Source organism: Paractinoplanes rishiriensis, from assembly GCF_016862375.1.
Taxonomy (GTDB): domain Bacteria; phylum Actinomycetota; class Actinomycetes; order Mycobacteriales; family Micromonosporaceae; genus Actinoplanes; species Actinoplanes rishiriensis.
In genome coordinates, this window is sequence record NZ_BOMV01000059.1 from 175,840 (window position 1) to 197,440 (window position 21,601).

The 21,601-nt window shown below is 71.5% G+C and carries 21 protein-coding genes and 1 pseudogene; 9 read left to right on the forward strand and 13 right to left on the reverse strand.

Annotation, left to right across the window (positions count from 1 at the left end; translation table 11 throughout):
* The first annotated feature begins 24 nt into the window (after positions 1–24).
* Entirely contained in the window at positions 25–543 is a 519-nt protein-coding gene (locus tag Ari01nite_RS27200; RefSeq protein ID WP_203785014.1) for a prolipoprotein diacylglyceryl transferase, read from the forward strand.
* Between the two features lie 6 nt (positions 544–549).
* Here the strand turns inward: Ari01nite_RS27200 and Ari01nite_RS27205 are convergent, their stop codons facing one another.
* The 3 genes from Ari01nite_RS27205 to Ari01nite_RS27215 all read right to left on the reverse strand — a co-directional run bounded on the left by Ari01nite_RS27205 (position 550) and on the right by Ari01nite_RS27215 (position 4,155).
* The gene (locus tag Ari01nite_RS27205; protein WP_203785015.1) at positions 550–2,220 is read right to left on the reverse strand and encodes a fumarate hydratase; all 1,671 of its coding nucleotides are present in this window, start codon (positions 2,218–2,220) and stop codon (positions 550–552) included.
* A 71-nt stretch (positions 2,221–2,291) separates the two neighbouring features.
* Positions 2,292–3,593, reverse strand: coding sequence for a PQQ-binding-like beta-propeller repeat protein (locus Ari01nite_RS27210; protein WP_203785016.1), 1,302 nt, complete (start codon positions 3,591–3,593; stop codon positions 2,292–2,294).
* Positions 3,594–3,669: 76 nt separating this feature from the next.
* Positions 3,670–4,155, reverse strand: a complete 486-nt coding sequence (locus Ari01nite_RS27215) for an Lrp/AsnC family transcriptional regulator (RefSeq protein ID WP_203785017.1) — start codon at positions 4,153–4,155, stop codon at positions 3,670–3,672.
* 55 nt (positions 4,156–4,210) lie between these two features.
* On the opposite strand from Ari01nite_RS27215, the gene Ari01nite_RS27220 reads away from it, so the two are divergent.
* Genes Ari01nite_RS27220 through hisC form a run of 3 tightly spaced genes read left to right on the forward strand, consistent with a single transcriptional unit; the run spans position 4,211 to position 6,878 of the window.
* Positions 4,211–4,798, forward strand: coding sequence for an RDD family protein (locus tag Ari01nite_RS27220; RefSeq protein ID WP_239163065.1), 588 nt, complete (start codon positions 4,211–4,213; stop codon positions 4,796–4,798).
* Positions 4,795–5,790 carry an RDD family protein gene (locus Ari01nite_RS27225; RefSeq protein ID WP_203785018.1) on the forward strand — a complete coding sequence of 332 codons (996 nt, stop codon included), beginning with the start codon at positions 4,795–4,797 and terminating at the stop codon, positions 5,788–5,790. The genes Ari01nite_RS27220 and Ari01nite_RS27225 overlap by 4 nt, the downstream gene beginning before the upstream one ends.
* The gene (gene hisC, locus Ari01nite_RS27230; protein ID WP_203785019.1) at positions 5,790–6,878 is read left to right on the forward strand and encodes a histidinol-phosphate transaminase; all 1,089 of its coding nucleotides are present in this window, start codon (positions 5,790–5,792) and stop codon (positions 6,876–6,878) included. The genes Ari01nite_RS27225 and hisC overlap by 1 nt, the downstream gene beginning before the upstream one ends.
* Here hisC and Ari01nite_RS27235 read toward each other — a convergent pair.
* Entirely contained in the window at positions 6,875–8,083 is a 1,209-nt protein-coding gene (locus tag Ari01nite_RS27235; protein ID WP_203785115.1) for an MFS transporter, read from the reverse strand. The genes hisC and Ari01nite_RS27235 overlap by 4 nt on opposite strands.
* Positions 8,084–8,135: 52 nt before the next feature.
* On the opposite strand from Ari01nite_RS27235, the gene Ari01nite_RS27240 reads away from it, so the two are divergent.
* The gene (locus Ari01nite_RS27240; protein WP_203785020.1) at positions 8,136–9,257 is read left to right on the forward strand and encodes an ROK family protein; all 1,122 of its coding nucleotides are present in this window, start codon (positions 8,136–8,138) and stop codon (positions 9,255–9,257) included.
* A gap of 505 nt (positions 9,258–9,762) precedes the next feature.
* On the opposite strand, the gene Ari01nite_RS27245 is transcribed toward Ari01nite_RS27240, so the two are convergent.
* The 3 genes and pseudogenes from Ari01nite_RS27245 to Ari01nite_RS27255 all read right to left on the reverse strand — a co-directional run bounded on the left by Ari01nite_RS27245 (position 9,763) and on the right by Ari01nite_RS27255 (position 12,213).
* Positions 9,763–10,221, reverse strand: coding sequence for an SRPBCC family protein (locus tag Ari01nite_RS27245; RefSeq protein WP_203785021.1), 459 nt, complete (start codon positions 10,219–10,221; stop codon positions 9,763–9,765).
* A gap of 52 nt (positions 10,222–10,273) precedes the next feature.
* Positions 10,274–11,378, reverse strand: a pseudogene (locus tag Ari01nite_RS27250) (fumarylacetoacetate hydrolase family protein).
* Positions 11,368–12,213 carry a hypothetical protein gene (locus Ari01nite_RS27255; protein ID WP_203785023.1) on the reverse strand — a complete coding sequence of 282 codons (846 nt, stop codon included), beginning with the start codon at positions 12,211–12,213 and terminating at the stop codon, positions 11,368–11,370. The pseudogene Ari01nite_RS27250 and the gene Ari01nite_RS27255 overlap by 11 nt, the downstream one beginning before the upstream one ends.
* Positions 12,214–12,465: 252 nt before the next feature.
* Here Ari01nite_RS27255 and Ari01nite_RS27260 point away from each other — a divergent pair, with 252 nt between their 5' ends.
* From Ari01nite_RS27260 to Ari01nite_RS27270, 3 genes are read left to right on the forward strand one after another with little or no spacing between them, the layout of a single operon-like run.
* Positions 12,466–13,647, forward strand: coding sequence for an ROK family transcriptional regulator (locus Ari01nite_RS27260; protein ID WP_203785024.1), 1,182 nt, complete (start codon positions 12,466–12,468; stop codon positions 13,645–13,647).
* Complete coding sequence (locus Ari01nite_RS27265) at positions 13,644–14,900, forward strand: family 4 glycosyl hydrolase (RefSeq protein WP_203785025.1); 1,257 nt, start codon at positions 13,644–13,646, stop codon at positions 14,898–14,900. Before Ari01nite_RS27260 ends, Ari01nite_RS27265 begins: the two co-directional genes overlap by 4 nt.
* Positions 14,897–15,928, forward strand: a complete 1,032-nt coding sequence (locus Ari01nite_RS27270; RefSeq protein ID WP_203785026.1) for an N-acetylglucosamine kinase — start codon at positions 14,897–14,899, stop codon at positions 15,926–15,928. Before Ari01nite_RS27265 ends, Ari01nite_RS27270 begins: the two co-directional genes overlap by 4 nt.
* A 17-nt stretch (positions 15,929–15,945) precedes the next feature.
* Here Ari01nite_RS27270 and Ari01nite_RS27275 read toward each other — a convergent pair whose 3' ends face one another.
* Genes Ari01nite_RS27275 through Ari01nite_RS27290 form a run of 4 tightly spaced genes read right to left on the reverse strand, consistent with a single transcriptional unit; the run spans position 15,946 to position 18,925 of the window.
* Entirely contained in the window at positions 15,946–17,100 is a 1,155-nt protein-coding gene (locus tag Ari01nite_RS27275; RefSeq protein ID WP_203785027.1) for a tetratricopeptide repeat protein, read from the reverse strand.
* Between the two features lie 60 nt (positions 17,101–17,160).
* Positions 17,161–17,634, reverse strand: a complete 474-nt coding sequence (gene ispF / locus Ari01nite_RS27280; RefSeq protein WP_203785028.1) for a 2-C-methyl-D-erythritol 2,4-cyclodiphosphate synthase — start codon at positions 17,632–17,634, stop codon at positions 17,161–17,163.
* The gene (ispD, locus tag Ari01nite_RS27285) at positions 17,631–18,398 is read right to left on the reverse strand and encodes a 2-C-methyl-D-erythritol 4-phosphate cytidylyltransferase (RefSeq protein ID WP_203785029.1); all 768 of its coding nucleotides are present in this window, start codon (positions 18,396–18,398) and stop codon (positions 17,631–17,633) included. The genes ispF and ispD overlap by 4 nt, the downstream gene beginning before the upstream one ends.
* Before the next feature lie 41 nt (positions 18,399–18,439).
* Positions 18,440–18,925: a CarD family transcriptional regulator gene (locus Ari01nite_RS27290; RefSeq protein WP_030443670.1), complete on the reverse strand. Its 486-nt coding sequence runs from the start codon at positions 18,923–18,925 to the stop codon at positions 18,440–18,442.
* A gap of 337 nt (positions 18,926–19,262) precedes the next feature.
* On the opposite strand from Ari01nite_RS27290, the gene Ari01nite_RS27295 reads away from it, so the two are divergent.
* Positions 19,263–20,042: a hypothetical protein gene (locus tag Ari01nite_RS27295; protein ID WP_203785030.1), complete on the forward strand. Its 780-nt coding sequence runs from the start codon at positions 19,263–19,265 to the stop codon at positions 20,040–20,042.
* A 37-nt stretch (positions 20,043–20,079) separates the two neighbouring features.
* Here Ari01nite_RS27295 and Ari01nite_RS27300 read toward each other — a convergent pair whose 3' ends face one another.
* Together Ari01nite_RS27300 and Ari01nite_RS27305 are read right to left on the reverse strand one after the other, a co-directional pair.
* The gene (locus Ari01nite_RS27300) at positions 20,080–20,535 is read right to left on the reverse strand and encodes a DUF6023 family protein (protein WP_203785031.1); all 456 of its coding nucleotides are present in this window, start codon (positions 20,533–20,535) and stop codon (positions 20,080–20,082) included.
* Complete coding sequence (locus Ari01nite_RS27305) at positions 20,535–21,596, reverse strand: type III polyketide synthase (RefSeq protein ID WP_203785032.1); 1,062 nt, start codon at positions 21,594–21,596, stop codon at positions 20,535–20,537. Before Ari01nite_RS27305 ends, Ari01nite_RS27300 begins: the two co-directional genes overlap by 1 nt.
* Positions 21,597–21,601: the final 5 nt, after the last annotated feature.

A 21,601-nucleotide genomic window follows, 5' to 3' on the forward strand; every position in this document is an offset into this window, starting at 1 on the left:
ACCCCCGACGACAAGGATCTCCTGATGCGACGCGCCATCGTGGCCGTGCTCGCCGGCGCCACCGTGCTGGCCGGCTCCGCCTGTGACAGCGACGCGACCAGCACCGACACCACCGCCGCCAGCTCACCCCCGTCGGTGGCACCGTCCACCGCGGCCAACACCGCACCTCCGGACTATTCGGCCAGCACCAGGCTGGTCTGCGACAAGCTGAAGACGCTGTACACCACGGAGCTGCGAGCGTTCGGCACCGCGATGGGCAAGATGGTGACCTACAAGGAGGAGAAGCAAACCTCCGAGGCGGAAAAGGCCGAACGCGTGGCAGCCGGCCAGCTCCAGGCCGCAGCCACCAAAATCCGCAAGGAAACCGCCGCCGCCGAAAACCCCGACTTCCAGGCCGCCGGCAAGGTCTCCGCCGCCAAGCTGGAGACGAGCGCCAAGGACCGCAAGTACATGGACAAGGTCAAAACCCTGACCGACCTGAACAAATCCGTAGAGGCCCAGTTCACCGAGTGGCTGAACCCGGTAGCCGGCTACTGCGGCTGACCCGGGTTAGGCGCGGCCCGTTCCGATCTGGACGACCGTCTTGGGGCGGGTCACCTCGGCGAAGAAGTCGTTGCCCTTGTCGTCGACCACGATGAAGGCCGGGAAGTTCTCCACCTCGATCTTCCAGACCGCTTCCATGCCCAGTTCGGGGTATTCGAGCACCTCGACGTTCCGGATGCAGTCCTGGGCCAGCCGCGCCGCCGGGCCGCCGATCGAGCCCAGGTAGAAGCCGCCGTGGGACTTGCAGGCGTCGGTCACCTGGGTCGAGCGGTTGCCCTTCGCCAGCATCACCAGGGAACCGCCGGCGGCCTGGAACTGCTCGACGTACGCGTCCATCCGGCCGGCCGTGGTCGGGCCGAACGAACCCGACGCGTAGCCCTCGGGGGTCTTCGCCGGGCCGGCGTAGTAGACCGCGTGGTCGCGCAGGTACTGCGGCATCGGCTCGCCGGCCGCGAGGCGCTCGGCGATCTTGGCGTGGGCGATGTCGCGGGCCACCACCAGCGGGCCGGTCAGCGACAGCCGGGTCTTCACCGGGTATTGGGTCAGTTCGGCGCGGATCTCGGCCATCGGGCGGTTGAGGTCGACCTGGACGACCGGGCCCTCGTCGAGTTCGACGTCCGGCAGGAAGCGGGCCGGGTCGGTCTCGAGCCGCTCCAGCCAGACGCCGGACGGGGTGATCTTGGCAAGGGCCTGGCGGTCGGCGGAGCAGGAGACCGCGATCGCGACCGGGCAGGAGGCGCCGTGCCGGGGCAGCCGGATCACGCGCACGTCGTGGCAGAAGTAGCGGCCGCCGAACTGGGCGCCGATGCCGAAGTCGCGGGTCAGTTCGAGCACCGCGGCCTCCAGTTCCAGGTCGCGGAAGCCGTGCGCCGACATGGTGCCGTGCCGGGGCAGGTTGTCCAGGTATTTCGCGCTGGCCAGCTTGGCCGTCTTGAGCGCGAACTCGGCGCTGGTGCCGCCGATGACCACGGCCAGGTGGTACGGCGGGCAGGCCGACGTGCCGATCAGCCGGAGTTTCTCGTCCAGGAACTGCATCATCCGCGCCGGGTTCAGCAGCGCCTTGGTCTCCTGGTAGAGGTACGACTTGTTGGCCGAGCCGCCGCCCTTGGCCATGAACAGGAACTTGTACGCGTCCGGCTGGCCACCTGGGTCCTCGGCGTACAGCTCGATCTGGGCCGGCAGGTTGGAACCGGTGTTCCGCTCGTCCCACATGGTCAGCGGCGCGAGCTGCGAATAGCGCAGGTTGAGCCGGGTGTACGCCTGGTAGACCCCCTGCGCGATGGCCTGCTCGTCGCGGCCGTCGGTGAGCACGTGCCGGCCGCGCTTGCCCATCACGATCGCGGTGCCGGTGTCCTGGCACATCGGCAGCACGCCGCCGGCCGCGATGTTCGCGTTGCGCAGCAGGTCGAGCGCGACGAACCGGTCGTTCGGCGAGGCCTTCGGGTCGTCGATGATCGAGCGCAGCTGGGACAGGTGAGCCGGGCGCAGGTAGTGCGCGATGTCGTGCATCGCCTCGGCGGTGAGCTGAGTCATCACCGACGGCTCGACGGTCAGGAACCGCCGGCCGCCGGGGCCGTGCACCACGTCCACACCCTCGTCCGTGACCAGGCGGTACTCGGTCAGGTCGTCGCCGATCGGCAAGAGCGGCGAGTAGGAGAATGCGGCGCCTCTGCTCATGACGGGCAAGCCTAGGACAGCGGTGGCGCCGGGCGCGAACCACTCCCGGGGGTGCCGGGATACCAGTTCGGTCAAGCAAACGGCAGGTATGCCATATCGCGCCCGTCGACGGCGATCATTCCGGCCGGGCCGACCGCGAAAATCTTGGCGTGGGTACGGACATCGGCGAGCACCCGCCCGTTCGAGGGTGAAATCGCCGTCACCCGGGCCGGCTTGGTAGTGACAGTCACCACAGCGTGCGGGGAGAGCGCCGCGGACGACCCCGTCCCGGCCGGCCGGGTCCACGCCGACCGCCCGCGGGCCAGCGAGATGCCGCGCAATGTCGCCTTGTCGGCGCTGCGGACCACCGCGAACCGGTCGTTGACCGCGAGCACCTCCTCGCCCCGGTTGCCCTGCCACAGTGCCCGCCCGTCGTGCGCCGCGAGCAACTCCTGCCTGCCCACCGGGTCGACGCCGAGCACCACGTCCTCGCCGCCGGCCGGGTCCCGGTCCTGGCGGCAGCCCGAGCCGTTGTCCGCGGTCCGCAGGTTGAGCCCGTCCCGCCGCCAGACCGTGCCGCCGGCCGGCGGGTCGGTGGCCACCACGTCGAAGTAGCAGGTGCCGTCGGCGGCCGTGGCGGTCACCGTCAGCACCCGGCCGCCGGCCACCGCGATCCGCTGGTCGCCGGCCGGTTCCGCGGTCTGCACGAGCCTGCCGGTGGCGGTGTCGATCACCCGGACCTTGCCGTCCTCGGGCAGCCCGAGCAGCGCCGGCATGCGCCGCGGACCGGCCACGTCGTCGTCCACCCCGTTCGCGGTCATCGCCTGGGTGTCCGGCAGGTCGGGGTTGGCGGCGTTCAGCACGAAGCCGATGCCGCCGGTGCTCACCCGCCACCGGGCGTTGCCGCGCGGGTCCCAGGCGGTCAGCTCACACTCGCCGCCCTTGCCACAACGAAGATCAACAATCGCATTCTGGTACGCCCACACCGCCGTCGCCTCGGAGTCGGCCCGCCGGATGGTGCCGCTGCGTGGGTCGAACACCTGGTAGCCCTTGGTGAGCAGCCGGCCGGTGACCACCACGGCGTCGTTGCCCTCGCCGGCCACCGCGGCCCAGTCGGCGTCGTTGCCCCACAGCCGGACGCCGGCGTGCAGCCCGTATGACTCGACCGAGGTGCGGTATTCGACGATCACCGCGTCGCCGGCGATGGTGACGCTCTGCGGGCTGCCGCCGATGGTCTGCTGCCAGCGGGACACCCCGGACGCGATCGGCTCGCTGGTGTTGAACCAGGCCCAGAACTTCGGCCACGGGTTCCACGTGTTCGTGGTGGCCAGGACGATCACGACAATGACGGCGGCGAGGAGATAGCTCCTCCAGGGACTGCCCGCCGACGCCATGCGCGACACGCTAACGACGTCAATCCCCCGCGGGATGGATCTCCGATTTGTCCGTGTCGATGTCTTTAATTGGGTTTCACCCGGTAGCGGCGGCCCGGACCAGGGGCAGGGTCCGGTACGGGATCAACTCGGCCAGGGCGATGATCGTGTGCGCCCGGACGATGCCCTCGTAGCCGACGATCTGGTCGATCACCCGCTGGAGGTCGGCGTTCGACCGGGCCACTATCCGGCACAGCACGTCGCCGCTGCCGGTGATGGTGTGCGCCTCCAGCACCTCGGGGATGTCGGCGAGATGGTCGGCCACCGCGGTGTGCCCGTACCGCTGACTGATCTCCAAGGTCACGAAGCTCATCACCCCGAAGCCGATCGCGTCCGGGACCACCTCGGGCCCGAAGCCCTTGATCGCGCCCCGCGCGATCAGCTTGTCCAGCCGCGCCTGCACGGTCCCGCGCGCGACCGCGAGCCGCCGGGAGAGTTCCAGGACGCCGATCCGGGGCGCCTCGTCGAGCAGTTCGACCAGGCGGGCATCGAGGGCGTCGAGCTGAACAGACTGCATAGTCATCCGGGGAACTTACCGTACGTATTGCACAGCCCCGGAAACCTGTAACACTGTCCGCGTGACGCAGGAGCCCGGTTACTTCGTGCCGGTGCCGCCCGGGCATCCCGGCGGCCCCTACCGGTGGCACGTGCCGCCACCCGCGCCACTGAGCCCGGGCGGGGTGCCACTGGCGGATTTCGGTACGCGGCTGCTCGCGTACATGATCGATATTGCTCTGCTGACAGCCGGCACCGTCGTGGTCGCAGCACCGGTGGTGGCGGTACTGATCTTCCAGGTCCTACCGGAGCCCGGCACCGTGACCGCCGGCTTCGACCCGTTCGACGTCGTCCTGCCGGTCCTGCTGATCGAAGCCGGACTGCTGATCGTCGTGCTGCTCGGCTATTACCTCTACGCGGTGGAGTACATGCACCGCACCGGACAGACACTGGGCAAGCGGCTCATGCGGATCCGGGTGGTGCCGATCGACCCGGCCCGGCGGCTGACCCGCGGCATGGCGGTCAAGCGCTACCTGGTCGAGTTCGTGGCCGGTTCGTTCGTACCTTTTCTGCATTATGTGGACTGCTTCTGGCCGCTCTGGGACAAGCCCTACCAGCAGACCCTGCACGACAAGGCCGCAAAAACCGTGGTGGTTAAGGTTTCCCCATGAGCTCGTTGCCCGCCGGCTGGTACAAGGACCCCGCCGACACCTCCACCCAGCGCTACTGGGACGGTGAGGGTTGGATCGGTAAGGCCATCCCCGCCGACGCGGTCCCGCCGGACGGTCCTCCGCCGCCCGAGGAGGAGACCCCGGCGGAGCCGACGCCGCCGATTGCCACCCAGCCCACGTCCCCGCCGGCCTGGCTGCCGCCCCAGCACGCGCCGCCTCAGCAGGCGCCGCCACCGCAGCCGACCTCGCCCCCGCCCGGCTGGGGACCGCAACCGCCGCCGCCCGGCTGGCAGCCGCCCCCGGGTTGGCAGCCGCCTCCGGGTTGGCAGCCGCCCCCGGGCTGGCAACCGCCGCCCGGCATGCGCGCCGGCTACTACCCGATGGCCGAGGCCCGCCCGCACGGCTACGCGCTGGCCGGGCTCGGGCCGCGACTGGTCGCCCGCCTGCTCGACATCCTCGCCGTGCTACTGCTCAACATCGTGGTGAACGGCTGGTTCGCGTACCAGTTCCTCCAGGAGTTCGCGCCGATCTACCGCGCCACGCTCGACCAGATGGCCAACGGCGGGAGCGCGTACGACGTCGAGCCGTCCGGCCGGATGGAGGGCCTGCTCTGGGCCATGCTGATCGTGGCCACCCTGCTCTGGCTGGTCTACGAGGCACCGTCGATCGGCAGCAGCGGGCAGACTCTGGGCAAGCGGCTGATGCGGATCAAGGTGGTCGCGCTGGAGAACACCGAGCCGCTCGGCTTCGGCCGGGCGTTCCGCCGGTGGGCCCAGCTCGGCATGTGGACCCCGGCCTGGGGCTGCCTCGGCATCGGCCTGCTGTTCCAGTTCATCGACTCGCTGTCGCCGGTGTTCGACCCGCAGTTGCGGCAGGCATACCACGACAAGACGGCCCGCACCGTGGTCATCGCGCTGCCACCCGACGACCGTCAGCCCGTCGACGCCACCACCGGCGGCGGCGGCACTTCCACTTCCACCGGGGGACGATGATGACCCGCCTGACCCGCGCCGACCTGGACAGCCTGCCCGCGTACGTGCCCGGCCGCAGCCTCGCCGATCTCACCCGCGAGCTGGGCATCGCCGAGGCGATCAAGCTGGCCAGCAACGAGGTGCCGTACGGGCCGCTGCCCGGCGTGCCGGAGGCGGTGGCCGAGGCGATGCGCACCGCGCACCGCTACCCGGACATGGGCGTGGTCGCGCTGCGCGACGCCCTGGCCGCGCGGTACGGGGTCTCCGCCGACCGGGTCGTCACCGGCTGCGGGTCGGTGGCGCTGGCCGAGATCCTGGTCAAGGCCACCTGTCTGCCGGGCGACGAGATCGTCTACTCGTGGCGCTCGTTCGAGGCGTACCCGATCATCTCGGCCGGCTCCGGGGCCACCTCGATCAAGGTGCCGAACACCGCGGGCCACGGCCACGACCTGCCGGCGATGGCCGACGCGATCACCGACCGGACTCGCCTGGTGATCGTCTGCAACCCGAACAACCCGACCGGCACCGCGGTCCGCCGGGCCGAGCTCGAACGGTTCCTCGCCGAGGTGCCGTCCGACGTGCTCGTGGTGATCGACGAGGCGTACCGCGAAATGGTCACCGACCCCGAGGTGCCGGACGCCCTCGCCACCTACGCCGACCGCCCCAACGTGGTGGTGCTGCGCACGATGTCCAAGGCGTGGGGCCTGGCCGGGCTGCGGATGGGCTTCCTGGTCGCGCAGCCCGAGGTGGCGGCCACCATCCGCAAGGTGGTCACGCCGTTCTCCACCAGCCTGGTGGCGCAGGCCGCCGCGCTCGCCGCGCTCGAGCAGGAGGCCGAGGTCACCCGCCGCTGCGCGCTGGTGGTGGCCGAGCGCGAGCGGGTCACCGAGGCGCTGCGCAAGCTGCACGTGGCGGTGCCGGACAGCCAGGCCAACTTCGTCTGGCTGCCGCTGGGCGACCGGTCCGCGCCCTTCGGCGCGGTCTGCGAGGGGCGCGGGGTGATCGTCCGCCCGTTCCAGCCCGAGGGCGTACGCGTCACGATCGGCACCCCGGAGGAGAACGACGCGTTCCTCGCCGCCGCCGAACTGGCCCTAGACCAGCAGGGCTAACCAACCAGGGCCGCCTCGACGCGGCGGTGTTCCTCCTCGTCCAGCCGGACCGGGAAGACCTGCCGCGCCGAGACGACCAGCAGCAGCGCCACCAGCGCGAGGCCGGCCGCCAGCAGCGGAGCGACGCCCAGGTGCCCGGTCGCGGTCAGCCGCTCGCCGACGAACGCGCCACCGCCGATCCCGATCTGGAACGACACCACATGCAGGGCCGAGGCCGCGTCCCGGGCCCGGGGTGCCACCCGCAGCACGGTGGCGGTCAGGCAGACCGGCATGGCACCGAACGCGCCGCCCCACAGCACGGTCGCGATCACCGTGGGCACGGTCCCGAGCACCGGCGCCAGCAGGGCCACCGACACGGCCATCACCGCCAGCAGGCCGGTCAGCGCCGGGCCCGGCCGCCGGTCGACGAAGCGGCCCACCGTGAAACTCGCGATCAGCCCCACTGCGCCGTATCCGAGCAGCAGAGCGCTGAGCCCGAGCCCTTCCAGGTCGCCGTTGCGCCGGGCCAGCGGGGCGAGATAGGTGTACGCCGCGAAGTGGCCGACCACTACGGCCACCGTCGTGAGGCAGAGCAGCAGCACCCGCCGGTCCCGGACGATCGTCACCGCGGCCAGCAACTGCGTGCCGACCCGGGTGTTCCGGTCCCGCGGCAGCGGATCCATGGCCGGCAGCAGGCGCCACAACAGCAGCACGCAGATCGCGCCGCCGGCCGCGAACGCGCCGACCGCGACCCGCCAGCCGAGCCACTGACCCAGCGCGGTGCCCAGCGGCACGCCGGCCACCACGGCCAGCGAGTTGCCGACGAAGACCAGCGCCGTCGCCCGGCCGGCCCGCCCCGGCGGCGCCAGCCGGGCGGTGACCGGCGCGAGCACCGACCAGAAGACGCCGTGCGCCAGCGCACAGACCAGTCTGGCCAGGGTGAGCAGCAGGAAGGTGGGCGCCAGCGCGGCCGCGAACTGGGACACCGCGAAGACCGCTACGGTGATCGCGATGAGCCGGTGCCGGGGCACCCGCATGGTGAGCGCGGTCAGCGGGATGGTGCTCACCGCGGCGACCACGGCATAGCTGGTCAGCAACAGCCCGACGTCCGACTCGGCGACCTCGAGATCGCCGGCGATCTGCGGCAGCAGACCGATCGGCAGCGTCTCGGCAGCCACGTAACAGAAGGTGGAGCCGCCGAGGGCAACCAGGGCGGAGCGGTTCATGGTCACCACCGCAGAATAAGCTCTAGATTCGAGCAAAAAAGGGGAACCCACTGTGACGACGCGCTCAACCGAGCTGCTCCGGGTGGCACACGCGCGCCCCGGCGTCACCCGGGCCGAGGCGGCCCGCCTGCTCGGCGTCGGCACCGGCGCGGCCACCGAGCTGGTGTCCCGGCTGGCCCAGCAGTCGCTGCTGGCCGAGGCACCGGCCGCACCGAGCGGCTCCCGCGGCCGGCCCACCACGGTTCTCGTACCGCACCCGGCCGGGCCGCTCGTGGTGGCGGTCGCGATCACCCACGAGGCGTGGCGGGCCGACGTGGTCGAACTGGGCGGTAAGGCGCTGGCGTCCACCCGCGGTCCGCACGGCGGCGAGTCATGGGTTGCGGTGACCGCGCTGGTCACGGCCGCGGTCGAGCAATTGCGGGAGACGTACGGGGACCGGCTGCGCGCCATGGGCCTCTCGGTGCCCGGCACGGTCTCCCCCGACCTGCGCCTGGACGCCAGCGGCCTGGACTGGCACGACATAGACCTGAACTCGCTCTGGCCGCCACTCTCATCCACAGTTGTTCTTGTGGCCGGCAACGACGCCACTCTCGCCGCCGCGGCCGAATCCACCCGGGGCGCCGCGACCGGCGCCGCGGTCGCCCTGCACCTGCGCATCGAGGGAGGTCTCGGCGGCGCGGTGGTCGACCAGGGCCGGGTGCTGGTCGGCGCGCGCGGTGCCGGCGGCGAGTTCGGCCACATGCCGTTCGGCGACCCGGCGATCACCTGCGGCTGCGGCGCGTCCGGCTGCTGGGGCACCGCCGTGGACGGCACCGCCCTGGCCCGCCTCCTGGGCCAACCCGAACCACCCGACCCGGTCAGCTACGCCCGCCGGATAATCGCGGCCACCACCGAGCCGGAACGCACCGCCGTCCGCACCGTCGCGGCAGCCCTCGGCCGAGGCATGGCCGGCCTGGTCAACGCCTTGGACGCCGACCTGGTGACGCTCGGCGGGGTGGGCGTCGACCTGCTGGCCGCCGCCGGCCCGGAGATCAACGCGGCCTACCGGGCCGGACTAATGTCGGTACGCCGGACCACCCCGCCGCCGATCCTGCCAGCCACACTCGGCGACGACGGCCCCATAGCCGGAGCCGGCGAGGAGGCCTGGGCCCGACTCATAACCCAGCTGCCCTAATATCCCGAGATCGCGCCGCTCTGCCGGCTCGCGACCGCCCTGCCAGGTCCCGACCGCCTTGCCAGGTCCCGACCGCCTTGCCAGGTCCCGACCGCCCTGCCAGGTCCCGACCGCCCTGCCAGGTCCCGACCGCCCTGCCAGGTCCCGACCGCCCTGCCAGGTCCGACCGCCCCTGCCGGCTCGCGGCCGCCCTGCCAGCTCGCGACCGCCCTGCGAGGCGTGGGTGCCAACCCAGATCGCAGCCCCGCTCCAAGATCGTGGCTGCCCTCCCGGATCGTGGACCAAGCCTTCGCAATTCGGACCCACCGCCGCCCGCAATTCTCACATAACACGCATATCGGGCGATCCGCACTCGATCACGGCGAGTTCGCGTTCCTCAGTTGCACCAGTTCCACAAGATCTGAGTCATAGGTCCGAAATCGCCCGCCACAGCAACGCCCAACAAGCGACCCGACATAGCGACCCGACAGGCGGCCGATTCAGGCGGCCGACTCAGGCGGCCGACTCAGGCGGCCGCCGCGAGATCGTCCAGGTCGCGGCGCAGCGCGCCCTCGGCCACCCCGGCCGCGAGCCCACCGAAGATCAGCGCGAGGAAACGGCCGGCCGGTTCGGTGGCGCCGCCGTCCTGCACCACGGTGACCATGGTGCCGCCGCGGTGCCGGCCGGAGATCACCGGCACGAACTCGTATGTCATCCGGTAGTCGGCGCCGATGCCCGGCGAGGTGACCACGAACCGGTCCGGGATGGAGCACTCCTGCACCCGGAACTCCTCGGTGATCTCGCCGCCGTCGGCCATCCGGCGGGTCTCGCGCCACACCGTGCCGGCCCCGAACGGGCCCGCGGTGAGCACCTCGACGTCGGTGACCGCGGAGAGCCACTCGCGACGCCGGGCGAGGTCGGTGAACACCCGCCAGACCGTGACCACCGGCGCTTCGATCAACCGTGTGACCGCGACTGTCGACATAGCGTGACCTCCCGCGTACACCGTACGAGGAAAGACCGGTTTCCGACAGTGACTATGCGAGTACGGTTCCGGTTACCTCGCCCAAGCCGATCTCGGTGCCGCCGGCGCCCGGTGCGGTGGCGCTGATCGTGACCCGGTCGCCGTCCAGCAGGAAGCGCCGCAGGCTGCCGTCGGTCAGCTTCACCGGCTCGGCGCCGTTGCGGGTCAGTTCCAGGAACGAGCCCACCTCGTCGCGGGCCGGGCCGGAGACGGTGCCGGACGCGTACAGGTCGCCGGTGCGGACCCCGGCGCCGTTGCTGGTCAGGTGGGCCAGTTGCTGGGCGGCGGTCCAGTACATCGCGGCGAACGGCGGGGTAGCGACCCGGGTGTCGTTCCAGTCCACGGCCAGCCGAATGTCGAAGGCCGGGCCGGCCGGCAGCAGATAGTCGAGCGGCACCGGATCCTGCGCGACCGGTTCGGTGGTGGCCAGCGCGTCGAGCGGCACCACCCACGGCGAGACCGAGGTGGCGAACGACTTGGCCAGGAACGGGCCGAGCGGACGGTATTCCCAGGCCTGGATGTCCCGGGCCGACCAGTCGTTGACCAGCACCACGCCGAACACGTGCTCGGCGAATTCGGCGGTGCGGATCCGCCGGCCGGGCACGCCCACCACGAAGCCGACCTCGGCCTCGATGTCCAGCCGCTCGCTCGGCGCGTACACCCCTTCGGCGATCTGCCCGGACGGCCGGCGGATCGGCGTACCGGACACCACCACCGTGCTGGACCGGCCGTGGTAGCCGATCGGCAGATGCCGCCAGGCCGGCGGCAGGCCGGGCGAGTCCGGCCGCAGGATCTGCGAGACGTTGCGCGCGTGCTGCTCGGAGGAATAGAAGTCGGTGTAGTCGGCCACCTCGAACGGCAGATGCAGGGTGACCTCGCTGAGCGGGATCCGGCCGGTCGTGCCGGACACGTACTCGGTCACCCGGCGCCGGGTCTCGGTCCACTGCGGCCTGCCGGCCTCGAGCAGGGGGTTCAGCGTGGGTGCGGCCAGGAGGCCACCGAGCGGTGCGAGATCCACCACCGTCGACCCCAGCCGTACGCCGATGCGCCGGTCGCCGCGCGGGCGGCTGAACACCCCGTAGGGCAGGTTGTCGATGCCGTACCGGCTCACCCGGGATCTCCGTTGACCAGGCCCAGCCGGACCAACTCGGTGAGCGGCTCGACCACGTTGGCCGCGCCGAAGCCGACGAACTGCGGCCGGTCGCCGTCGCGCCGGGCCCGGCACGGTTCGACCAGCGGCAGTGGGTGGGTGGCGGCCAGCACCTCGGCGACCTCGGCCACCTCGGCGCCGTCCGCGGCCTCGATCGCGGCGGCCAGCACATTGAGGAAGCCGTGGTGGGTGAAGCCGGTCTCCGGGTCGGTGTGCCGGATCGCGTGCCGCAGGCCGGCCGCCAGCCGGAACGGCAGTTTGCGGTCGCGGCAGGCGCAGAGCACCGCGGCCAGTTCGACCGGGGTCGGGAAAAGTTCGGCGGCGAGCCCGCCCACCCGGAACTTGGGGGCGAGGCGCAGCCCCTCGGCGCGGCACTCGGCGACCGTGTCCAGGGCGGCCAGCAGTCCCCAGCTCAGCGGGATCTCGGCGTACACCTCAAGGTCTCTGTCCTGCTCGGCCAGTGAACGCAACTCGGCGAGTCCGGGCTGCGGGTCCTCGCCGCGGCGGGCCACCGGCACCTCGACGTGACCGACCAGAGCGCCGGCCGACCGCAGCTTTTCCACGGCGACCGGGACGGCACCCACCGCGACGTCGCCGACCAGCGCAACCGGCAGCCGCTGCCCGGACAGATCGACATTGATCACCGAGCCGGGCACCAGCAGCGGGCCGAGCAGGGTGGCGAACCACGAGGCGCGATGTTCACCGTGCTTGACCACGGCGTCGGGCAGGCTGATGAAGCTGGGGGGCAACAGGGACGCATCATCCACCAGTCCGGCGAAGAGCTTGGGTACCAGCGTTGACACGAAACTGAACCTAATAGACGCTTCGAGAACCGGACAACCACGTCCGCTATGTCGGTTTTCACCGCGCCCCGAGCCCCGCCGGCCCGGCGTTGCCCTTTCGGGCAGGCATTCGTAACAGTTAACTTGGTTTATAAATCATGGTCAATATGACGGTCTAGGCTGCTCAGGGTCGGCCTTGACACGTGCCGGCGCCATGCCTACCGTCCGAGCCAACTGTTAGTCAGTTTGCCTATCACAACCGAGGGGGTCTCGGTGACGCGTCTCGCCGGGTCGTCCAAGCTGCTGCGCGCGATGAACGAGAGCGCCGCCCTCGCCCACCTCCTGGATCCGGGCATGCTCACCCGGGCCGACCTGCGCGAACTCACCGCGCTCTCGACTCCCACGATCTCCGAGGTGCTGCGCCGGCTCACCGAGGCGGGCCTGGTCAACGTGGTCGGGCACAACAGCGGCCGCCCCGGGCCGAACGCCGAGATCTACGACGCCAACCCGGATGCCGCGTTCGCGGCCGCGGTCTCGGTGCGCGACATCGGCCCGAGCGGCGCGCCGTCGGTGGTGGCGGCACTCTGCGATCTCACCGGCGCGGTCCGCGGCCAGATCGAGTCGCGAGTCGACTTTCTGACCACTGACCCGCAGACCGCGCTGGTCGACGCGGTCGCCCAGTTGCGGTCCGAGACCGGCACGCCGCCCGAGCGGATCCGGCACGTGCAGATCGGCGTGGCCGGCTCGTACGACCCCGGCACCCAGACGATCCGGCACGTGGACGTACCCGGCTTCGGCCGGCCGGGCCTGGTGCCGCAGATCGCCGCGGCCCTCGGCACCGAGGTGGGTGTGGACAACGACGTCAACCTGGCCGCGGTCGCCGAGCGCAAGCGCGGGGTGGCCCGCGACGCTGAGGGCTTCGCCCTGCTCTGGCTCGGTCAGGAGGGTCTCGGCCTGGCCATCGACATCGCCGGCACGCTGCTACGCGGCGCCCGGGGCGGAGCCGGCGAGATCGGTTACATGCCGCTGTACGCCCCCGGCGCGCAGCACCGCAAGCACGACCTCCAGGATCTGTTCGGCGGCGCCGCGATCCTGGAACTGGGCCGGGAGAACGGCGTCGAGGGCCGGACCCCCGCCGAGGTCGTCCGGGCCGCGACGATCGGAGCGCCCGAGTTCTGCACCGACCTGGCCGACCGGATCGCGATCGGCCTGGCCGCGGTGATCGCGGTCCTCGACCCGTACCTGGTCGTGCTGGCCGGACCCATCGCCCAGGCCGGCGGCGAGACACTGCGGTCCGCGGTGACCGCCGCGATGCGGCGGGCCGCACCCCTGGAGAGCCCGATCGCGGTCACCACGATCGACGACGACGCTGTTCTGCTGGGCGCGCTCGACGCCGGACTCACGGCGGTCCGGGAAGCCCTGATCGCGGCCATTCGCGAGGGATACCACGCGTGAAGATTGCGGTCATCGGCGGCGGTTCGACCTATACGCCGGAACTGGTCGACGGCTTCGCCCGGCTCGGCTCCATGGTGGACGAACTGGTGCTCATCGACCCCGCCACCGATCGGCTCGCGGTCGTCGGCGCGTTCGCGGCCCGGATCTTTGCCCGTCATGGCCATCCCGGCAAGGTGACCTGGACCGGCGACCTCGATGCCGGGGTGACCGACGCCGACGCCGCGGTGCTCCAGTTGCGGGTCGGCGGCCAGCAGGCGCGGATCAGCGACGAGACGTTCCCGCTCGGCTGCGGCTGCGTCGGGCAGGAGACCACGGGCGCCGGCGGGCTGGCGAAAGCGCTGCGTACGGTGCCGGTGATCCTGGATGTGGCGGCGCGGATCCGGTCTCGCGCCAAGCCCGGAGCCTGGATCGTCGACTTCACCAACCCGGTCGGCATCGTGACGCGTGCGCTGCTCGACGAGGGCCACCGCGCGGTCGGACTGTGCAATGTGGCCATCGGCTTTCAGCGCCGCTTCGCCGGCCTCCTGGGCGTCGACCCTTCGTCGGTCATCCTCGACCACGTCGGCCTCAACCACCTGACCTGGGAACGCGCCGCCTATGTGGACAATGTGGATCGCCTACCCGACCTGTTAACAAACCATATTTCCGAAATATCCGCGGAAGTCGACGTGCCGTCCGAGGTTATCCGCGCGCTCGGCGTCGTTCCCTCGTACTACCTCTCCTATTTCTACGCCCACGACCGCCATGTCCGGGACGCGCGCAATGCCCCCACCCGCGGCCAGCGCGTTGCCGAGATCGAGTCGACGCTGCTGGAGATGTACCGCGACGTCACCCTCGACGCGAAGCCGGCCCTGCTGGCCGAGCGCGGCGGCGCGTTCTATTCCGAGGCGGCGGTCGGCCTGCTGGCTTCACTCTTCGGCCACGACGACAACTCGGTCCACTCGGTCAACCTGCGCAACAACGGCACGCTGCCCTTCCTCCCCGACCGCGCGGTCATCGAGGTCTCGGCCCGGGCGGGCCTCGAGGGCCCGTCTCCGCTGCCGGTCACCCCACTGCCGCCCGACCTGGCCGCTTTGATCACCCACATTTGGGGGTACGAGGAGTTGGCCGTGGAAGCGGCCGTGCGGGGTGGCCCGGACCGCGTCTATCGCGCGCTACTGGCACACCCGCTGATCGGCCAGCACGAATACGCGGCCAAACTCACCGGCGACCTGATCGCGGCCGGCCGGGACCATCTCGCGTGGGCCGGATGAGAGCGCTCTACCTGGCCGTCGACGGCGGCAACTCCAAGACCGACGTGGTTCTCGGCGACGACACCGGCACCGTGCTGTCCTTCGTCCGCGGCGGCACCTCGTCCCCGCATCAGATCGGCCTGGCCGGCACCCGCCGCGTCCTGGACGACCTGGTCCGGGCCGCCGTCGCCGGGGCCGGGTTGCTGCCGGAAACCCCGATCGAGGTGGTCACGGTCTACCTGGCCGGCGCCGACCTGCCGATCGAGGTGACCCGCCTGCACGAAGCCGTGTCGTCGGCCGGCTGGGCGCGGCGCTCCATCGTGGACAACGACTGCTTCGCCCTGCTCCGGGCCGGCACCGCCAGGCCCGACGCGGTAACCGTGGTGTGCGGCGCCGGCACCAACTGCGTGGGCCGCGCAGCCGACGGCCGAACCGCCCGCTTCCTGGCCCTGGGCCCGATCTCCGGCGACTGGGGCGGCGGCCACGACCTGGCCGACCACACGCTGCGCGCCGCCGCGAGAGGTGAGGACGGCCGAGGCCGCCGCACCGCGTTGTCGGCGTCCGTGGCCGCCCACTTCGCCCTGCCCTCGGTAGCGGCCGTCAGCATCGCCCTGCACCTGGGCGACCTGCCGACCGACCGGATAGCCGAGCTGACCCCCCTGCTTTTCCAGGCCGCCGCCCGGGGCGACGAGGTGGCCACCACCCTGGTAGCCCGCCAGGCCACCGAAATCCTGGCCCAGCACCGGGTAGCCGCCAGCCGCCTCAACCTGCTGGCCGCCCCACACGCGCTGGTCCTGGGCGGAGGCGTCCTCCAGGCCCAACACCCCGAACTGCACAACCGGGTGGTAGCCGGCGCCCGTCAGCAGGCCCCAGCGGTGGAGGTGACGGTCCTGGACACCCCACCGGTGGCAGGCGCAGCCCTACTGGCCCTGGACGCCCTGTCCGCAGCTCCCCCAGCCGAACCCCGGCTGCGAGCCGCGATAGCGAACTCAGCCCCGACGTCCCCGGACCACTCGCGCACCAGTCAGCGAGACCCAGTCCTCGACTAGCGGCCCATCGCCCGTACTCAGCGGCGGGTCAGGACCAGCAATTCGGCCATTGCCGCCAGGACCATGCCGGCCACCAGCGGGATCACCCCGCCCACCAGCGCATAGACCGGCAGCAGCACCGGCGCCACGAAGCACAGGTAAACCGCGCCGGCCAGCGGCCGGTTGACCCGGCGCAGCCGGGACAGGACACCGCCGAGCGGTTCGGTCAGGCTGCGGTTGAGCCAGACGATCAGGCCGAACAGCAACAGCACCCCGATCATGCCCGCCCACACCCGGGAGATGCCCTCGTTCACCAGCGTCATGGCGCCCGACGTCACCCCGGCCAGCAGCATGCCGGTCGCGCCGATGCGGACGCCGCGCCGGACCACGTCGGTCGACTCCATCGACAGGTCGAGCACCGGGCCGGTCGGGCGCTGCACCGCGGAGTGGCCGGCCCAACTGGCCGAACCGCGCGACGGCGCACCCTCCGGATCGGGCCGGTCGGGCGCCGGGTTGGCGCGGGGGGACGGCTGCGGATCCGGTCGGTCGTCGCTCGGTACCGGCAGCGTAGCCTCGTCGGCCAGGTCTTCGAGGGCCTGCGCCCAGCGCCGCCGCTCGAACCGGACGATGCCCACGTCACGCTGGGCGTCACCGATCGCCGGGTCGAGGTCGAGCGCCTCGGCGTAGGCCCGCTGCGCCAGCTCGAACAGCCGCAGCCGCGCCGCCACCACGGCCAGGACCAGGTGCGCCTCGGCTTCGGTCGGCGCGGCCCGGACACCGTTCCACGCGGCGTTGAGGGCCTCCTGGCCGTTGCGCGACTCACTGAGGAGGGCGGCTCCGGTGCGTTGGGCGTACGCATCCGCGGGCCAGCGCTGCAGAATGTCACCCGCGACGCCCGCCGCTTCCGCGTACCGCCGGCTGTCGGTGAGCGCCATGGCCCGCACCACCAGCGTGGACAGCATGGCCGGGGCCGACGCGGCAGCCCGGTCGGCGGCCACCAGCGCCTCGGCCGGCTGCTCGGCGGCCAGGTGAATCCGCGCCAGCGTGCCGAGCAGGCTGGGTTCGTCGGGCGCGTCGGTCAGACCCGCCGCGATCTCCCCGGCGGCCTCGTCGTACCGGCCGAGGTCGGCGAGCAGCAGCGCGCGCTGCCGGTACTCCTCCGGCGTGGTCTCGGGATCCAAGGGAGCGGCCACGGGTCGAGCGTAGGCGCTCCGCGCGAGCGATATCACCCGGGTCGGGGTGGTCGCGTGCTGTCAGCGAGCGGTCACCAGGGCCACCGCCATCGCGGCCACACCCTCGCCGCGCCCGGTCAGCCCGAGCCCGTCGGTGGTGGTGCCGGACACGGTCACCGGAGCACCCACCGCCGTGGAGAGCACCCGCTGGGCCTCCTGCCGCCGCGGACCGATCTTGGGCCGGTTGCCGATCACCTGAATCGACACGTTGACCACCTCGAAGCCACCGGCCCGCACCAGCCGGACGGTCTCACCGAGCATCGCCACCCCCGAGGCACCGGCCCACTCCGGCCGCGACGTCCCGAAGTTGCTCCCCAGGTCGCCGAGCCCCGCCGCCCCGAGCAACGCATCGCAGGCCGCGTGCGCCGCCACGTCAGCGTCGGAGTGCCCCGCGAGACCCACCTCATCGGCCCACAGCAGTCCCGCCACCCAGCAGGGCCGGCCCTCCGCAAACGCATGCACGTCGGTACCGATCCCCACCCGCTGATTGATCACGGCGCCCAGGGTACGTGCAGCAGCGCCTCAGCCAGGACCAGGTCAAACGGCCGCGTGATCTTCAGAGCCAGCTCGCTCCCCGGCACACAGACAACCGCCGCGCCCGCCTTCTCCACCAGCCCCGCATCATCGGTGACCAGCCCGTCAGCGCCCGCATGAGCCGCCACCAACACGTCCCGCCGAAACCCTTGCGGAGTCTGCACACTGCGCAAAACCGCCCGATCGACCGTCCCCGCCACCACCTCCACCCGACCCGGCGACGGCATTTCAGCCGCGGGAGGGGCCGCGACGCCGGCCGGGGCCGGCGCGGCGGCCGGGTGGACCTCTTTGATGGTGTCCACGACCGGGAGGACTGGAATCACCGCGGGATGGCCGGACCGGACCGCGGCGGCCACCGACTCGATCAGCTGCGGCGGCGTGAGCGCGCGCGCCGCGTCGTGCACCAGCACGATGTCGACGTCGGGGGGTACCGCGGCCAGGGCCCGGGCCACCGATTCCTGCCGTTCCCGGCCGCCGGCCACCACGGTCACCGGAGCTATCGGGGCGAGCAACTCGCGTACGGCCTCGGTCTCGGGTGCCGGGGCCGCCACGATGATCACCCGCACCGAGGGTGCTGCCGCTAGCCGGCGGATGGCGTGCACCAGCAACGGCTCGCCGGCGAGCAGGCGTAACGCCTTGGGCCCGCCCGGGCCGAGTCGCAAGCCGGCACCCGCCGCAGGAACGAGGACCGCGACGTCACCGCGAGCATTGAGCTTCGCGGTCACGTCGCGGTCCTGTGCAATTGCGGTAATACGGGGTGGATCGGTCAGGCCTCGGTGAGGACTTTGTCGAGGAGAACCTCGGCCTCGTCCTTGGTGCTCTTTTCCGCGAGAGCCACCTCACCGACCAGAATGTCGCGGGCCTTGGCGAGCATGCGCTTCTCTCCGGCCGAGAGACCGCGCTCGCGCTCGCGACGCCAGAGGTCACGAACAACCTCGGCAACCTTGAGCGGGTTACCGGAGGCAAGCTTCTCGAGATTGGCCTTGTAACGCCGCGACCAGTTGGTCGGCTCCTCGGTGTGCGGAGCGCGGAGGACGTCGAAGACCTTACCCAGGCCTTCCTCGCCAACCACTTCGCGCACGCCGACGATCTCGGCGTTCTCAGCGGGCACCCGAACAGTCAGATCACCCTGGGCGACTCGCAGAACGAGATACTGCTTTTCCTCGCCCTTGATGACCCTAGTCTCGATTGCCTCGATGAGTGCGGCCCCGTGGTGGGGGTAAACAACGGTCTCGCCGACACTGAAAACCATAGGTTCGAAGCCCCTTTCGCTGTGTCTAGGGTAACACGCTCAGGCAGCGATGTCCCACCCAGTCGGTGACTGTTAGTGCAGCTCAGAGGGCCTGTGATGGGCGTTTCTACGGCTTGACAGGAGCGCCGAGAGCTGCCTCAGTAACGCAATGTGACGAAAGCGTGACCGCCATGTCCAGCGAGTCGGATATTTCGTACCTACGGCGTTTGTGAGGTCAAGCTTATCGCTAAGGTCCGGAAGCGCGCACTACTGGCGGTCGGGCCGACGTTAAGGGAGGCTGGACGAGATACGTCCCCGACCGAAGAACCACAGGGTCGGCCAGGGGGGAGGGTGAGTCATGGCTGGTCCGAGCGACAACGGCGGATGGTCGTCCGAGGGCGGCTCGGCCGACGACCTGCCTGACCTCCCCGAGGAGTGGGGCGTGATCGTCATCCCGGACGATCTGTCCGAGCTGGACGACGAGGTCGAGGCGATCCGGGCTGAGCTGCGCCTGACCGATGAGTCCACCCGCTGGAGCCGCTTCGCCAACCGGCCCGCCATGCGCCGGGTCCGCCGGATCGCGTCCACCGGCCTGCGTGCCCCCGTACTGATCATCTCGATGGCCGTCCTGGTCACCGTGGCCAGCCTGTTCGCGTCGGCCTGGCCCGGACCACCCCGCCAGCCGGCCACCCAGCGCACCGCCGCCACCGCCGAGGCCCGCAGCACCGTCCTGCCCGCGCTCGAGCTGGTCGGCACCGATGGTCAGACAGTTCCGCTCAACGGACGGCTACCCGCCGTAATCCTTTTCGTCGAAAAGTGCGATTGCGCAACGCTCGTATCCGACACCGTCGCCGCGGTACGCCCCGAAATAGCGGTGCTGACCGTCGCCGGTTCGGCCGCCGCCGCGACCGCCGCCGGCACCCCGCCCACCGGAGCAACCCCGCAGGCCCAGGGCAAATACGTCCGGTCCCTGCACGACCCGGCCGGCAACGTCCGTGATCAGCTCGGCCTCCCCGCGCTCACGCAGACCGACGACACCGCCGCGATCCTCCTGGTCGATAAATCCGGCCATATCGCGATAAAGGTTGACCGCACCAAATCCGTCGACAGCATTCGACACCATTTGGCCCGCATCTGACGCTGCCGCCCGCCCTGGCACATGGTGGCAGAGGAGGTCAGTCACGGTCTCGTAGCAGGGCGTAGCGGAAGACGACCGGGCCCGCGTCGTTCACGCTCACCTGCATGCGGAGGCGGTCGGCTATACCTACCGAGAAGACGTCCGGCTTGTTGTCGCCGGCGCAGGTCAGGCCCAGGCCCGAGTCGGTGCCGGCGGCGCCCAGGGTGACCCGGACGTGGCTGCTCGCGCCGCCCACGCAGAGGACCGACACCCAATACTTGCCGGGCTCCAACTCGGCCACCACCTCGTGGTCGTACCCGCCGCGCAGCGCCACCGTCTCGGCCTCGTGCTGGTCGGGGGCATCCGGCAGGACCCGGTGTGCGGCCTGCGTCCACTGCTCGATCTGGGGGTCGATCTCCGCGCGCGGCGCGGCCGTGAACCACCACGTCCCGCCGCCGGCCAGCAGCGCGGCGGCACAGCCGTACAGGACCACGCCCCGCATCCGCTCGCTCATCACGCTGTGACTGTAGAGCTCTCCAGCAGAGTTCCGTAGAGCGTGAGCCCCGGCCCGAACGCGAGCAGCACCACCCGTTGCGGCGGGCGCGGGCGACGGCGGAGGGCGTCCAGCGCCAGCAGCACCGTGGGTGAGGAGCAGTTCCCGTACGCGGCGAGCACCTCCCGCGACGTGGCCAGCGCTTCGTCGTCCAGGCCGAGCCGGTCCTGGACCACGTCGAGGATCTTGGGGCCGCCGGGGTGCACGGCCCAGCCGTCGACGTCCTCGATGCGTACGCCGTGCCTGGCCAACAGGCCGTCGACCAGGCCGCGGACGTGCAGCGCGAGCACGTCGGGCACGCGCGGCGACAGGCCCATCCGGAACCCCAGGTCGGTCACCTCCCAGGTCATGTGATCGGCCGTGGTGTGGTCGGTGATCGCGGCTACCTCACGCAGCGCGTACCCCGCACCGCCCGGAGTGACCACGACGGCGGCTGCGGCGTCCGAGAAAAGCGCATGCGAGACGATCTGCTGAAGGTCGGCGCGGATCTCCGGCGGCTGGAGATGCAGACTGGTCAGCTCCGCGCAGAGGAGCAGCGCCGGCCGGCCCTGGGCGATCGCGAAGTCGGCGGCGGTGGCCAGGCCGGGCAGCGCCGCGTAACAGCCCATGTGCCCCACGAACAGCCGTCGCACGTCCGGCGCCATGCCCAGGTCCCGGGCCAGCAGGATGTCCAGCCCGGGAGTGGCGTAGCCGGTGCACGAGCAGACCGCGAACAGGCCCAGCCGGTCCGCCGCCAACCCGGCGTCGGTCAGCGCCCGGGCCGCCGCCTCCTTGCCCAGCGGCACCGCCTCCAGCTGGTACCGGCGCATCCGGCGCTCGGTGGACCAGTGCGCCACGTCCTCCAGCAGCGGACTCACCGCGGCCCGCCGGGTCCGCACCCCGGCGTTGAAGAAGATCCGCCGGGCCAGCGCCTGTCGAGGGCCGGTGTGATGGCCGGCGAAGTAGCCGTGCCAGATCTCGTCCTGGGTGACCGGCGGCGGCACGGCGATGCCCACGCCGGCGACCGAGGCGAAGCGTTGCACGACGG